We start from the raw sequence: 13,737 nt of genomic DNA, 5'->3' as shown, positions 1-13,737 counted from the left end.
CGCCACCTGATCTGCATTGACCCGGCTATAGAATATAGAACGGACTGTGACTCATGAACAGAGTCTGGCTCTTAGCCGCTTTCTCGTCCTCTAAATCCAGCTCAACCAGCACACCACGTATCTGCGTATTGAACAACGGATGCTGCGCGCGTTCTTCATCCTTCGTGATGGCTTTAACGACACCGACCTTCGAGCACCACACAATCTGCAGCTTACAGGCGAATACAGGCGCGCCCACCCGGGACGCGTCTTCGTTGTCGTACGGAACAAAGGCGAAACGGTGCAGATCTTTCTCGCCATAGGCCGCCATGTAATACGGACTGCCCTTCAGGCTACGTAGAAGCGCGTCGACTTCCACAACCTGCTTGCTTTTAGCGCTAACGTCCGCATTCAATTGCACCAGTTTAAGATCCGTTTCCGCCAGTTCTTGCTTAAGGAGGCTAACCTGTGCAAGGCTTTGCATAGCTTCTGGTGACGTGTTCCCGCCCTGCAGCGAGTGAACACCACGGGTCAGCTGCGAAATCTGATTGTCCAATGTTGCGGTGCCGATCTTTCCCGTGTTGAGGGCAGCTTCCGTCGCAACCAGCTGCGCTCTGGCGTTGATGGCCGTATTCGCGGTGATCAGCCCCGCATCTAACTCCTGGTCGATGGCTGTTGCTGCTTTCTTATTCGAAGCCACCACTTCCGCTGTCCTCGCATCGACGACGCGTTTCTCCTTGACGAGTTGTTTTAGTCTACCATTGAAGGCCGCGTCAGCGTCTTTCTCCGCGCCAAGCGAGCTTTCGTAACGGGCAATAATGCCTTTTAACCAGTCGTGCTGCGTCTGTAGAAGCTTACGGGCTTGGTCGGCGCTATCGAGTTCTTCCCTCATTGTGTCTCGATTCTGCTTCGCAGTGAAGATCTGCCCAGCCAACGCGGCCACTTTCGGGTCCGACTTGGACAACACAACGGGCGCGACCCAATTCGTATTCACCAGATAGGTGATAGTGACGATGCCATAACAAGCAGCAGAGAGCAGAACAGTACCCAGAAGAATCACAGCCAGCCATCGATAGCCGTGCAGCAGATACTTCTGAACGGGAGCAAAGCCGTGCTGAGTCAAACGTGAAACGAAACCGGAAACGACGGGAGTGCGAGTGTTCATTGTTTACAGGTCGATGCCAAAGAGGGCAAACCAGTCGAAAATCAAGCTGAAGTTGAAGGCTGCTTTTGCGTGACAGAAGGAGTCTCACGAGTACCCCACGCGCCGATGTCGAGCGTGAGCAGAGCAACGAAGTGCAGCACTAGCACTACCGGGCCCCAAAGACCACAAAATACAAAAAGCAAGGGGTGATCAAGCCTTTTCGACCCGGGCATGAGCCTCGGCGCAAGCCAGCTATAAAGAAGAACGTTGAAAAAGCTAAGAATAACAGACGAAAACATCCCAAATCCCATCGCACGGACAAATGCACCAGGGCCAAACATCGGGACGGAAAGAATCGTAAATATCAAAACAAGCAATCCTATCAATAACGGATTAAGCCAAGCCATTGTGCGAACTACACCGACGATTCTGAAATTTCTACCTAATGTGCTTAGCGTCCAAAGCAAGTCTTTATACCCGGAGCGAGACCATCGCAGCTGTTGGGAAAAGAGTACCCAGAACTTGTTAGGAACTGAAGTCCAGCAAATGGCGTTCGGATTGATGACGGTGCGGAGCCCGCGAAGAGCAACCAGATGGGTCAGGTAACGGTCTTCGCCGTTTCGGATCCTAGCGCCAAGGAAATTGTTGTCGTGAATTTCTCGCTCAAGCTCTCGGTATAGCTGAGCTCGAATGGCAAAAAGACAGCCACTTATACAACTAACGTTCTTCTGAATATACTGGAACGTCTTCATGAACTGAAACGATCTGAAGTAGAAAACCGCCTGCGCCATGGTCAGCAGGTTATCGTTCACATTTCGCACCCCGACAGAACCACCGACAGCCCCGACTCGGGCGTCCCAAAGGCAGGCAGTCAGTTGGCGGATAGCGTCCTTATCGAAGATGCAATCGCTATCAATGCATATAAACACATCCCCGCTTGCTTGATGCGATGCCTTGACCTGCGTCACATGCTTTCCGGAATTGACAGAATTTCGACCAATCTTAATTCGATCGCCATACCGATGGCGAGATCGCTCTAGATGCGCGTAGGAATCGTCCTTGCTGCAATCGTCGATGGCGACTATCTCAAGCTTACTCTCCGGCCAGTCAGCGGAGAAGATACTATCAATTGTATTCGACACGCCGGCTCCTTCGTTGTAGACAGGGAGCAGCACAGAAACCTTTGGCTGAAAATCGTAACGCCTACTCGGATGAGCAGCCTTGGTCGCCAGGCGCAACAATAACGCCGTGAAAATGCTCGCTATCATGCAGAAAGCGAGCATTCGAAACAGGTCGGAAGCAAAATGAAAAAGCATTAGCTGATCACCATGAGTTCACTTGGTGCTTCACGAGTGTCTAGTGTTCCTTTGAAATCCATAACCAAAGCTTTTCCCGGCTTAGCCAAACGGGAAATTAAATCCCATCCGCCGTTTTCCAAGAACTCGTCATGCGGGACGGCAAGAATCACAGCGTCTGCCGGATTCGCTTGGGCAACTGAAATTGAGGTCAGTTCGAGACCCAGTTCGTGCACGACCTCGTCAGCGTGGGCCAGCGGATCGACGACTTGAACTTTCGTGCCGAACTTGCTTAGCTCATTTACGATTTCGGTAACCTTGGAATTTCTTACGTCAGGGACATTTTCCTTAAAGGTCACGCCAAGCACCGTCACTACAGTCGAGCTCGATAAGCCGATAGTGCTGGCTAACTTTCTTACCAACTGGTCCACGACAAACGCGGGCATTGAATCATTCGTTTGTCGCGCGGTCAGGATGAGCTTAGCCGGAAAGCCCTCGCGCATCGCCTTGTGACTTAGATAGTACGGGTCGACAGAGATGCAGTGGCCGCCGACAAGGCCCGGAGTGAACTTAAGAAAATTCCATTTAGTTCCGGCTGCTTCCAACACAGCATGGGTGTTCACGCCGCATCGACTGAAGATTTGGTATACCTCATTCATGAGCGCAATGTTGACATCACGTTGCACATTTTCGAGCACTTTTGCGCTTTCGGCGACCTTAATGGTCGGCGCGCGATGCACCGTCGTAATCTTCCCGTACAGGTTTGCAAGAATATCCAGCACCTCCGGCCTATCGCCCGAGACAATCTTGGTCGTGTTCGTCAGCGTGTGAATCTGATCTCCGGGATTGATGCGTTCCGGCGAGTAACCGATCGCGAAGTCCCCGGGATAGTTCAGCCTGGAAGCCTCGACCAACACCGGCACGCACTCATCCTCGCTGGCGCCGGGATAGACGGTGCTTTCATACACCACGATGGCGCCTTTTTTCATTACCTTTCCTACCGTCCTGCTCGCATCCATTACACAGCTCATGTCAGGCACCTGCGCATCGCTAACCGGCGTAGGCACAGTGATGACAAATATGTCGGCCTCACTGATGTCTTCAGGGTGACTGGTAAATGAGATGCGCCTTTCAGCGACTAAGGTTTTGATTTCCTCGGGGGTACTCTCTAGCGTACGATCATAGCCGCTCCGCAGTTCATCGATACGCTGACGATTAATATCAAAGCCGACGACTTCGTAATGCTTGGAGAAGGCGAGCGCTAAGGGGGCTCCCACATAGCCAAGCCCAACAATGGCAATAAAGGGACGATGCATGGTAGTCGAGATATTGTTTTTAACTTTAGATCGGTTTGTTGCGCTCAATCCATTGCTGCAGGAATTTCAAGCGAGCCACCGAACCCGCGATCTGAGCTTCGCTCGCCAATCGCTCTATCCTGGTCTGGCGTATTGCACGCTGCCCATCGTCCGTCGTGATCCCCGTCAAACGCTCCAGCGTTGCGTCGGTGAACGCCTTGCGTTCCTCCAGGCCTTGGAGAATGATGCGCTCGCCTTCAACGAGGCCCTTGACCGTTGCGATGGCCCGTTGATACTGCTGGAGCGGACCATCGCGCTGTTCGTTTAAGTACTGAGTCGTAAGTCCGGCAACCTTGTTCGCGGCGCGATTGGCCGCAGGGGCGCCGAAACTATAAGATACCGTTAGGCCGACGAAAGGCTGCGTGCGATTCTGGGCACGAGGGTCATTCTGCGCACCGGCAGCAATAGACACGTCCCAAGCTGACTGGGCTGCCAATTGGCTTGTTTCATTGGCGACCTCTGCTTTAGCTTCGATAGACTGACGGACCAATTCGCCGAGAGGGACTTCTGCATCTGGCAGTTGCTCTCCAATTCGACTGCGCGTCTGAACCAAGCTAGCCAGTTGCGTGCGAATGGAGTCCCGGGCATCGAACGCATCTTTAACGTTGGTCAGCGTTGACACCTTGGCTTGCATCAACGCCTGTTCCTTTTTGACTTCTTCATTAGCCAGCGCCAAAACTTGGCGCATGAGTGGCTCCATGGACTCGATGGCCTTCAGGTCAGCGCGCTGTCCCACGTTTTTCGTCTGCTCTGCCAACTTCGCGTCGACTCTGTATGAGTCGCAGTTTGCATCAGCGAGTTTGCTAACGGTTCCAGCTTGGAGGTGCTTAGAAAGCGACCAGCGTACGCCCGCAGTGATAGTGCTGCTGTTGCCTGTCTGGGGATTGCCCGTAGTAGCGAACAGTTCAGGGGAATTCAGAAGATTGCGCTGCACGTCGGCCTGGGTCTGAGTCATGTTGCAAAAGCTGGAAACCTCGTCCGCCATTGCCCGACCAGAAAATGCTGCGATCAAAGTCGCACTCAGGAATGCCAGTAATTTCGTCATACTAAACAAGAAGCGTGGATAACTAATGCGCTATATGAACTGCGCACGAACGGCGAGCGAAGCGATTCCGCTTCGAGAACTTTAGGTTCACTCACTTGACAACGCGTTACGATCGTAACGACGTGCTTTCCTTCGATTGACAGCTTTGCTTCCTATGCTCCGTGGCGATTGTCACGGTCGTGTGGCGCGCCACGATGAGTAATTCCTACGCATCAAAATCAGGCGCAAGCGTACCATTTTTCTTATCATATTTAGTAATTTTTCTTAGCCTTTCGTACTTCGAAAGCGCGTTTGGCGCAATTCCGCTGAGAAAACGTTTGGCGTCGCCGCTCACTCGTGATTTTGTTGTATATATGTGACAGCTATTATCAGGATGATAAACGTTTGCGCGTCGCCGGATTGTGATAGCTTTTCTCGGCAGCCGATCTTGCAACAAATGCAATGGGTTGCCTGACCCCAACGACAGTCGCTTTGCACAATATTGGAAAACGTTTGCGAGACTTGGGGACCGCCGCCGATCTGAGCCGACCGGCAACGCGTAGGTAGGCGATGCGAGCATCCATAGATTCGACGTCGACGCGGCGGTTCGCGAAGACATGCCTCGGGGCCAGGCACATATGTGCCGGCTCGCTTCCATTCAACTTGATAGTGGCGTGATCGCCGCCCACGTTGCGTGCTCTTGCCGCGAACGATCACGCGAGGTGGCTATGGGTGATGGTCTTGACGATCCGGCTTGCGTTAGTGGAAGCGATTAGACGTACCGAACGGGGGAGGATCGTACTGCCGCACGATGTCATCGTGCGTAAGGAGCACTATTCCTTCCGAGATCGCCTGAGCGATTAGCATCCTGTCAAACGGATCTCTGTGAATCGGCGGAAGCTGAAGTATCTCGAGGGCGTGATGTGCCTCGATCGAGAGCTTGTTGTAGCCGGCGTCGAAAAGGTTCGTTCGAAACATGCGGGCATCGAGTTCGAAATCGGGACGTCGGAGCGAGCTCTTAATGACGATCTCCCAGATACTCTGAGCACTGAAGTAAAGCGTGTTGGTCGGATCTTCGATCCGACTACGCGCTTGCTCGGAGCGCTGGATCATCGCCTGCCGCACAGATGAGCAGAGGCGTATCCAGAAGAAACTTCACTTCGTCGTGCCCTCGAACATATCAGCGATCTCGTTCGCACCCATCGAATCGAAGTCATCAGGCACCTTCAACTGCCCCTTCACGAATCCAATACGCCCGCGCGGTTTCTCCACTTCTGCGTCTATCCTGACAACCTTGACCAACGGACTTACCTGCCTTCGCGATAACGAACGGCTGCCCGCCGTTCACCGTCTCACCGAGAACTTTGAAAGGTTCGTCTTTGCCTCGTGCATATTGAACGTGCGCATGTGCACTCCCGTAACCTTAGTTCAATTAGCTTAGTTTGCTCCAGACGCAGCTGACTCACGACGGTGTCCCGATTTCAAAACAGATACGAGCGACGAGACCGCCGCAAGCGGGGCGCGGCATCAAAAGGTACCCCGATTTTGAGAGCTTTTGCTTGGTCGACTGCGCCTGCTGCTCGGTATAGTAGCCCTGAACGGTCGGGCACAGGTCACCGATACCGACACTAGGACACATGCTACGAAACTGATTCGCTGCATACCGGAGGCGGATCACAACCGGTTACCGCACGAACGCTCAAGGTTGCGAATCTTACCGGCCATACCCATGCTCTTTGGCCGGCGCTGACCGGCGGCGCACCGCTCTCTCGAAGCGACCCCTTGTTTTAACTCCCACAGATTGATGCTATGACAAATCTTCGCTTCTCGAACATCAGCGTGTATTTCTCTACCGCGGACGAAGCAGCTTTGATGCAAGAGAAGACGCGCGACGATAGGATGACCGTATGACGGGCTCATTGCAGATCAAGATAACGATTCGCGAATGCGTTACGCCAGAGCTGTTTCGCGCCGTGTCTGCCGTTCCCAATCCAAGGCAACGAGCGGCACTGCTCAAGCGGCTTGCCGAGGACGCGCTGCGCAGCAACGTCCCGACCGGCCAAATTGCGCCAGCTGCGACCTCAGTCGTTGCAGGCGCATCACAGCCGGCTGAATCAGGAGTTGCGCCAAGATCCCTTCCTCCTAAGCTGGGGACCCTGATTTCGGAGACAGGCGTTCTCAATGAAGACCGGACCCAGTTCGATTATGGGTTTCCGGCCGACTACGTCTCGGGTGCGCGCAACGCGCAAACTCTTCGAGGCGTCGCAGAGCTACAGCACTATGTCGTGACAGGTACCTCCTCACCGCGGGAGACCGTCGCGTCTATTCCAGTCATGCTGGATTACAAGGCAAGAGCCACAAATTCAGTAGTAGGGCCAACGGCGCGGGCGCAATCCCGCAAGGATGGTGAGTTGGCTTTTTCCGACACCACCACGCAGCCAAGCCGGAGGCGTGGCGATCGGATGGGAGCTTTGGTCGCGGCCGCACTCGTCGTAAGGGCAGCCGCAAACCGGTTCGGTCGCGCCATAATCGGTCGTCGGAAGAAGGGCGGAGAAGATGATCGGTAAGTGACGGAGCAGCCTTGCACTGCGCGCTGCTCCTGCCTGCGACCCATTGCGCTCATGCTTGATTCCTTTCTCCTGCCCGAGAACGAGTTGGGCTAGAGACTAAGCTTCGCGTCACCCACTGACCGGACATGAGCGCCTGATATCCTCCTCCCCTTTTATCAAAGTTTCAAAACGCCTCGCACACATCCCAATGGGTCGGCTTGCAGGAACTCACCACGATATGACGCGGACCGCAGCCTCGCGCCTATACTGAAGTGAGCCGCGCGCTCAGCCGTGTCGTATAGGGTCCCGGCAAGCTGGATTTCTGGCCACACCGCACGGGTCTCCAGGTTCTCGGCGTCTCCGCTTGGCAGGAAGCCTTATCATGGGAGGCTGCCCGTCGACTTGGTTCGCAGGCACGTATGAAGCGTCGTTACATCAAGCGATTGCGCAGACAGCTTTGGGCCTTCGCCCTTACCGACCCGGATTCGCCGTCGCAGGCTGACACCGATGAAATCGTCAAGGGCTCAAACTTTTGCGACGCAGCGCGCTGTTACGCCTCTGCTGCTCGTCCGCAGATCTTTGAAATCTGAGATTTTGCATACAACCAGATCGACATGCGACGATACAAGTTCTTCCGAAACGCCCTGTCGCCGCTCCGATGCAGACGAGTATGAGTAGGCCCTACGGCGTGTCGCCAATGTCCGAACACCAACACTTTGTCGCCTTCGTCAAGCGTTCGTAGCCATTCGAGTCGGCTCGTCCATACTTCAACTTGGGTTAGTTCGCCCACGTTCGTACCACGGACGCGAGGTGTGGCTGCTGGGCTCTCAAGCTTTAGAACATACAGCGACCGGTTCTTGCGTGGGATGGTCTGGATCGCCGAAACATGGCCCACGAGAGCGACAGGAAAGGAAACCGTTGTTTGACCAATCCAGCGATAGGCTGCAAGGAAACGCTCTTCCTCATAGTAGAAGTCGTTCCAACACACGGACGTCCCATTGAATACCAACTTAGGACGATCCGTCAACACGCCGTCGTCTCCACATAGGGCTCGAAGCGAAATAACTCTCTTAGCAGTATTAAAATATGCAGATAGAAAACCGCGTAGATCACGTGAGAAAAGCGGGCCAGTTCGATGCGTTGCGTCGATCGCTTGCCGGAGCGTTGCGTGCGACCGGAGAGCAGTCAAATCGCGCACATCATCGAACGCGAGGAGACGGAAGGAATATCGTTCTTGCTCTAGTGCCTGCAGGAGACCGAGCGACCGACGTGCAATCACTTCAACCTCATCGAAGACGTCGAAGACGGACGTTTTCCCGTGTGCGCATTTCGGAAGCAGGCGGAAATATCCTTTCACCCAGTGCACCTTACCTCTCTTCTCGCGCGCGTGTGGCGGCACGTAAGAAACGGCAGCGCCGCAATGCTTACATTTCAACGACGCCTTTGTTTCAGCGAGAGACGCGATTTCGTCCGCGACGATTTCTCGCCCGTCCATTGTTACTGCGGATCCCATCTTTGCGCCATTACTTTCCTCCTGCGCGCTCGGGCGGCGCCGTGTGCTATGAGTGGTCATTCGATGTATTCTCTTTTCGCGGCTTTTCATTTTTACTTCCAACGAACAACTGCCTGTCCGACTAGGAGACGCGGGCTTGCGTACTGAAATGTGTCAGATAGATCCGCTCTTCTGTTCCCCGATTAATGTGATTGGCAACCCACGCTAGAAGCGACCTGTGCTGGGTCCACCGACTGGCGTGTCTCGGAACGAGAGGTTAGTTTGCCTGGGCGTTACGCACCTCCGAACGTTGCTTCCGCAGGCAGTGCAGTGTCCTAAGGGTGGATATCGCGTTGCACGATTGGGGCAAGCCGCGCGATACGGCGCGGCTTGCATTCAGCGAGAAATTGCAGACGCGCTGACGGCACGCCTGGCTATCGATCGGCCTATTTCGATGCGCCGCGAACCCAACGAGCTCAATGGCGATCTACAAGGTTAGCGATTCGACCTATGAACATCCGAAAAGCAAATGTGCCCGACCACAAATAGCGTCAGCGATGTGAAGCAAAGCAAAACTGTTTCAATGATTACGCGCAAGTCCCAGGCCTTCGTCGCGTGGACCAAATAGCCTGCACCGATAAGCGCCCAGGCGCTCAGCAAGTGGGCGAACTGTCCATTAAGCCGCCGCTGAGACTCAGTCGGCGCTTCAAAGAGTCGCAGTCTGGACAACCAGCGCTCGCCAAGGCTAAGTCTCGCGCCTACAACATATTCACCGTCCTGTTTGCGTTCAACTCGATAGCTGACTCCATCTACCTCGACCCTCATACTGATCTGTCGCTCCGACTTCTCTAGGATGCCGAGCAACGCACTCAGACGCGGCGATAGGCTGAGACGAGATGACGTCTGCACCACGACATGATCGGTCAGATCCAGACCGCCTGAATAACGGACTTCCAATACAGCGACTTTCATAAAACCTCCTTAGGTTGAAAATTGTTTGCCTCTCCAGCGTTATGCCGAAAGCGGACTACAACGGTTTAAAACAACGATGGCGCCGGTGCGCGCGTCGCGATCAGCTAAGCCCATCGGCCCTCAAGCGCACACGATGGAATTAAAGTAGAGGTGGAGCGGCACGCGAGTCGTCGCCGTCGATAAACGTCCGGTCCGACTAATCGGCATCAAGAACGCGACCGACAATGGTGGCGACACGTCGGGCGCGCTCGCGAGGGCAAGCGTGTTCTTAATTCCGCCGAATAGAGAGATGAAGATCTGGTGACGGGCGAGCAGAAGCCGCTCGCCTGACATGTCGATGCGTTAAAACGCGGTGGGTGAATTCAATATAGGCCGACAGCCGTTCTCCGTGAGGCGGAAAGCTTCGAAAAAACGCAGTCTTTCCGGTTTTGCCCGGACGCGCGCCGGGTTCTATCCGGAACGGGGGTATGGATCGCTCTTGTGTCGGCGCGTTGCCCGTGTTGAATCGACGCTGCGTCTGCCCTACCCTTGGCCGTGTTTCGCTATATCGCTTTTGGTGTGCTTCCGCTCCGATTCTTCGTCGCGTTACCGTCTTGTTCTTGAACGACGGGTGAGCACCGCCCGGTGATCGACAGCGTGACTGGCTTCGCCGGCATGACCGCATGTCCGAGCTATCTGGCTATCAAGTCGCGCTGCGTCCAGATGACGTGCATGCGTTACGCGAAAGCTGAGCAATCTCGTGCGCAAAAAGTAATGTAAATCGGACAACGCTAGAACGCCGTCCGGTGCCGTCGGATGAAGGCAACAGTCTGCCTGCGCGAATATGGCGATGCTCTCGACCGGACAATCGTGTTGAGAGAGCGCTGACCGTAGATAACGCACTGCCGGCTTTGCGCGCCGTAGAGGCGACGTGTGCACCGTGACCCCGCCCAAGTCATCGATCACGAGCAGCTCATCTTCGTTGGTCCCGGGCCTGACCTCGCCCCTCCAATCGTAGTAGTTGACCACGAAAACACCGAAATGTGTAACGGCAAGGCAATGGACCAATGTCGTCGCGTTTGCGGTGCCCGGCGCATGTTCGAGGATTACGTCTTCACGAAAGCGCACGTGGGTTTCACACACGCGGCGGAATACGGGCGCGATCTGGCGGCGCAACCAGCGGCAGACGCGCCGACGGCGTGCGCCCACGACAGAATCGTGCTCTTGCAGATGAGTGAGGTGATCGGCGCCGCTTTGCATTCGATCGTCCAACGGATGGAATGCGGGTTCTCGTTTCTGAACTGGATCTCTCATTTCGCTTTCTCGCGGTTGGTTTATTGCGGTCATCAATCAGTCTTCGCCGAGCGCTGCAGATTGATGGACGACGCGTTGCTAAGTCCGCCTGGCTCGCTCGCACCCAGCAAAGAACATTGAGCGAGAGACATCGTGACGTTCAAGATTGCGTGCCGTCCCGGTTATGGAACCGGCGATCGCGCGCAATCAATAGCGGCGCGTGGGTCCGATTGCTGCGTGATATGTAGTGTTGAGCGCGTTCCAATAAGTGAACGTTTATGCACATTCCCGACGACATGACGCTTCCGCCATCAGAAGGTGTCGTAGGGCGCCTAGACGCTTCAACTGCGCGGGAACGAGGCAGGTTTCTTTCTCTAAACGCTCGAGCCGCCTGACCCAGTAAGACCGGTCGAGGTAAGGCGGCATGGGCGGTGCATTCGCACTTAGCAGGTGGCGTATCACGCTTTCGAGGTGCGTCAATTCAGCGTCCGCGAACCGTGAAGGTCGCTTCAGCTCCGACGCTCCAGACGTTGCGGTGGGTTTCCGTTTTATCGCACGCATGCTTTGGCTCCGCCAGCGCGCAAGCGTTGCGCGCGCATCGGGTCGCGCGTGCGCGCTCGAGCCCGCATAAGGCGCGAGATACGCTGCTTAGGAGCGGCGCTTTGCGCTCGTTGTGCGGGTGGTGGATGACACAGACGCTTCGTCGTTGGCATAGTGGCGGAGAACTGGTTTGAACAAAACCAGCATGCCTGCGACAAGAAAAAGTCAAGGCGCGGCCGTGACCTAAAGCAATACAGAAAGAAAATATTGCGCCCCGACGTGCAGGCGGGGTCACTACGCCCGCACGCCCCGGCAACGAGCGAGAACGACACGGACAAGAGCGTGAGTCGCCTCAGCTCGTTGGGAGATCCCTGCGGCTCGCCGCAGGCGGCGTAAAATATCGCGATCTGCCGCCATAACTCGCCCTTTCACGCTTCGTATAACTGAGCTTATTCAAGCGCCCGAGCGCATGAATGAAACGCTCGCATACCATTGGTTTGTTGCTTTTCTTCGCCCCAGAGTTGACCACTCGCGACTTGCGAGGTCCTCTGCGGCAACGCTATCCGAATAGCGGTAGTTTCTGAAAATGACGCATAAAGACGTATCGCGTTCGCCGCCCGACTGCTGATTTCCCGTGCCGGCTGAGATTGATATCTCGGGGCGAAAGTCTGCCGAAAAATCGGGCGGTTAGTTATCCGACATACCTCGGACAAACGTTTACCGAGAGAGATGAATGGCTTCGAGAACGGCCTTGCCCAAAGCAACGCTATCCTGATAGCTTTGCCATACAGAGTGCATCGGCAACGGACGTTCTTTAGCGAATCACCAAGCTCAGCCGACAACCGTCTGAGCAGAGCGTCAATTGGCGATAGCTTGGCGCTGATCGGTCCAACGCTACGGAACATCGTCGCTGCGGCGCTCGGCAAACATCCAAGAGTGACGGTTGTCGATCAAAGCATGCAAGACCCGTTGTCCAACGCATCACATAATGTGATCTTCAGGAGGGAGCCGGCGCGAATGTACTGGGGAAGCGAGCAACGTGAGCTTCATTGAGGATGCCACTAAATTCGCGCACAAACTGAATAAAATCGGAACTGGTAATCCGCTTTTTCAGAACTTTGCCGATCGATTTCTCGATCTCAGCACGGTACTTCCAGAGCAGCTCCGAATCTTGACATTCGATCACCAGCCGATTTCGGCCTCTTCCTTTCCTAATACGCACACGGGTGACAGTCGACGGGCGGACAATCTTCGCGTTGAGCTCAGAGAGAACGTTTGCCGCCGTCCGGCCGCTCGCGTCTAACATTGATTCCATGCCGCGTGCCCGTACAAGCATCTCATCGAGTCCCAGTTCGTCCTTGAGCGCGAGAAGTCGTTTCCCAACCGCGAACGTTAGGCTCTTCTCAGAGAACAGATGACGAACTGCGTCGGGAAGCTCCCGAATCGAAACGGCAACGCTAACATTCCGTCGCGATACCCCGAGCGCCTTCGCACAGGCACTGAAACTTGCCCACTCTCCATTCGTCACCCCTAGGAATCCGCGCGGCAGACAGAATTTGAGCTGCCGGTACTGACGCCACATCGTGCGGCGTCAACGCCGATTGCGGTTTGGTCCGCCATTGCGCGCAAAAATGGCTTTCCCGGCGGCGAAATCAGGGCAATGTTGTCCCCTTCGGGACTTACGCAGGCGTCATTTTCGACATTCTGCGTAGGTTCAGCGCCGCGCAGACGAGTTTCCATTCGGCCTGGGCCTTGGCCAGTCCGCGCATGCTGAATTGTCGAAATCCGAGAACGCTCTTTACCCAGGCATTCGGCGGTTCGGACAGCCATTTGCGCTTTCGATAGGCCGCCTGAGTTTGCGCACAAGTAAACTTGTCGGCCATCGCAGCGCATAGCGGGCGCTTCCGGGCATCGACCTTCACCTCTTTCTTGCCCTCGCGTCCGGGCGCCACGATCAGCTCGGCGGGATGCTCGCGCAATAGTTCGAACGTCGCCTCCGAGCGGTAGCCCGCATCGGCAAGGACTTGCTTGGGGGCGGCCCCGGCGTCGCGCGCTACCGCCGCCAGAACGATCGGCAATTGGCCGCTGTCGGCAGCACAGTTACCCAGTTCGGCC

The 13,737-nt window shown here is 55.3% G+C and carries 13 protein-coding genes; 2 read left to right on the top strand and 11 right to left on the bottom strand.

Translation table 11 applies throughout. The features are described from left to right. Positions 1 to 25: 25 nt before the first annotated feature. The 6 genes from AWB78_RS29225 to AWB78_RS49580 all read right to left on the bottom strand — a co-directional run bounded on the left by AWB78_RS29225 (position 26) and on the right by AWB78_RS49580 (position 6,099). Positions 26 to 1,144: a hypothetical protein gene (locus tag AWB78_RS29225; protein ID WP_157697662.1), complete on the bottom strand. Its 1,119-nt coding sequence runs from the start codon at positions 1,142 to 1,144 to the stop codon at positions 26 to 28. A gap of 41 nt (positions 1,145 to 1,185) precedes the next feature. After that, positions 1,186 to 2,439: a glycosyltransferase family 2 protein gene (locus tag AWB78_RS29220; protein ID WP_062609851.1), complete on the bottom strand. Its 1,254-nt coding sequence runs from the start codon at positions 2,437 to 2,439 to the stop codon at positions 1,186 to 1,188. Next, positions 2,439 to 3,782, bottom strand: coding sequence for a nucleotide sugar dehydrogenase (locus AWB78_RS29215; protein ID WP_232477929.1), 1,344 nt, complete (start codon positions 3,780 to 3,782; stop codon positions 2,439 to 2,441). Before AWB78_RS29215 ends, AWB78_RS29220 begins: the two co-directional genes overlap by 1 nt. Next, positions 3,760 to 4,818 carry a hypothetical protein gene (locus AWB78_RS29210; protein WP_157697661.1) on the bottom strand — a complete coding sequence of 353 codons (1,059 nt, stop codon included), beginning with the start codon at positions 4,816 to 4,818 and terminating at the stop codon, positions 3,760 to 3,762. Before AWB78_RS29210 ends, AWB78_RS29215 begins: the two co-directional genes overlap by 23 nt. Before the next feature lie 738 nt (positions 4,819 to 5,556). Continuing rightward, positions 5,557 to 5,910, bottom strand: a complete 354-nt coding sequence (locus AWB78_RS29205) for a type II toxin-antitoxin system VapC family toxin (protein ID WP_332460120.1) — start codon at positions 5,908 to 5,910, stop codon at positions 5,557 to 5,559. A 42-nt stretch (positions 5,911 to 5,952) separates the two neighbouring features. Then, a complete protein-coding gene (locus tag AWB78_RS49580) occupies positions 5,953 to 6,099 on the bottom strand; it encodes a hypothetical protein (protein WP_332460119.1) in 147 nt (48 codons plus the stop codon). A gap of 605 nt (positions 6,100 to 6,704) precedes the next feature. Between AWB78_RS49580 and AWB78_RS46830 the strand changes: the two genes are divergently transcribed. Next, positions 6,705 to 7,364, top strand: a complete 660-nt coding sequence (locus tag AWB78_RS46830) for a hypothetical protein (protein WP_157697660.1) — start codon at positions 6,705 to 6,707, stop codon at positions 7,362 to 7,364. A 532-nt stretch (positions 7,365 to 7,896) separates the two neighbouring features. Here the strand turns inward: AWB78_RS46830 and AWB78_RS46825 are convergent. The 3 genes from AWB78_RS46825 to AWB78_RS49845 all read right to left on the bottom strand — a co-directional run bounded on the left by AWB78_RS46825 (position 7,897) and on the right by AWB78_RS49845 (position 10,917). Next, complete coding sequence (locus AWB78_RS46825) at positions 7,897 to 8,949, bottom strand: hypothetical protein (protein ID WP_157697659.1); 1,053 nt, start codon at positions 8,947 to 8,949, stop codon at positions 7,897 to 7,899. A 384-nt stretch (positions 8,950 to 9,333) separates the two neighbouring features. After that, complete coding sequence (locus AWB78_RS29195; RefSeq protein ID WP_062609845.1) at positions 9,334 to 9,810, bottom strand: hypothetical protein; 477 nt, start codon at positions 9,808 to 9,810, stop codon at positions 9,334 to 9,336. Positions 9,811 to 10,395: 585 nt separating this feature from the next. After that, a complete protein-coding gene (locus AWB78_RS49845; protein WP_374729496.1) occupies positions 10,396 to 10,917 on the bottom strand; it encodes a nuclease-related domain-containing protein in 522 nt (173 codons plus the stop codon). Between AWB78_RS49845 and AWB78_RS48575 the strand changes: the two genes are divergently transcribed. Next, entirely contained in the window at positions 10,885 to 11,223 is a 339-nt protein-coding gene (locus tag AWB78_RS48575; RefSeq protein ID WP_232477928.1) for a hypothetical protein, read from the top strand. The two genes, AWB78_RS49845 and AWB78_RS48575, sit on opposite strands and share 33 nt — an antisense overlap. Before the next feature lie 1,396 nt (positions 11,224 to 12,619). On the opposite strand, the gene AWB78_RS29180 is transcribed toward AWB78_RS48575, so the two are convergent. Both AWB78_RS29180 and AWB78_RS29175 read right to left on the bottom strand, forming a co-directional pair. Further along, complete coding sequence (locus AWB78_RS29180; protein ID WP_062609839.1) at positions 12,620 to 13,204, bottom strand: ParB/RepB/Spo0J family partition protein; 585 nt, start codon at positions 13,202 to 13,204, stop codon at positions 12,620 to 12,622. 97 nt (positions 13,205 to 13,301) lie between these two features. Beyond that, a partial coding sequence (locus AWB78_RS29175; protein WP_157697502.1) for a transposase occupies positions 13,302 to 13,737 on the bottom strand: 436 nt, incomplete at its 5' end.

This window comes from Caballeronia calidae, assembly GCF_900044055.2.
Lineage (GTDB): Bacteria > Pseudomonadota > Gammaproteobacteria > Burkholderiales > Burkholderiaceae > Caballeronia > Caballeronia calidae.
The sequence above is the reverse complement of the archived record's forward strand: the minus strand, read 5'-3'. Positions and strand labels throughout refer to the sequence as shown.

Bases quoted from the DNA above. Each gene is read 5' to 3' on its own strand.
- AWB78_RS29225 (WP_157697662.1), bottom strand. From the start codon at position 1,144: ATGAACACTCGCACTCCCGTCGTTTCCGGTTTCGTTTCACGTTTGACT.
- AWB78_RS29220 (WP_062609851.1), bottom strand. From the start codon at position 2,439: ATGCTTTTTCATTTTGCTTCCGACCTGTTTCGAATGCTCGCTTTCTGC.
- AWB78_RS29210 (WP_157697661.1), bottom strand. From the start codon at position 4,818: ATGACGAAATTACTGGCATTCCTGAGTGCGACTTTGATCGCAGCATTT.
- AWB78_RS29205 (WP_332460120.1), bottom strand. From the start codon at position 5,910: ATGATCCAGCGCTCCGAGCAAGCGCGTAGTCGGATCGAAGATCCGACC.
- AWB78_RS46830 (WP_157697660.1), top strand. From the start codon at position 6,705: ATGACGGGCTCATTGCAGATCAAGATAACGATTCGCGAATGCGTTACG.
- AWB78_RS46825 (WP_157697659.1), bottom strand. From the start codon at position 8,949: ATGAAAAGCCGCGAAAAGAGAATACATCGAATGACCACTCATAGCACA.
- AWB78_RS29195 (WP_062609845.1), bottom strand. From the start codon at position 9,810: ATGAAAGTCGCTGTATTGGAAGTCCGTTATTCAGGCGGTCTGGATCTG.
- AWB78_RS48575 (WP_232477928.1), top strand. From the start codon at position 10,885: ATGTTCGAGGATTACGTCTTCACGAAAGCGCACGTGGGTTTCACACAC.
- AWB78_RS29180 (WP_062609839.1), bottom strand. From the start codon at position 13,204: ATGTGGCGTCAGTACCGGCAGCTCAAATTCTGTCTGCCGCGCGGATTC.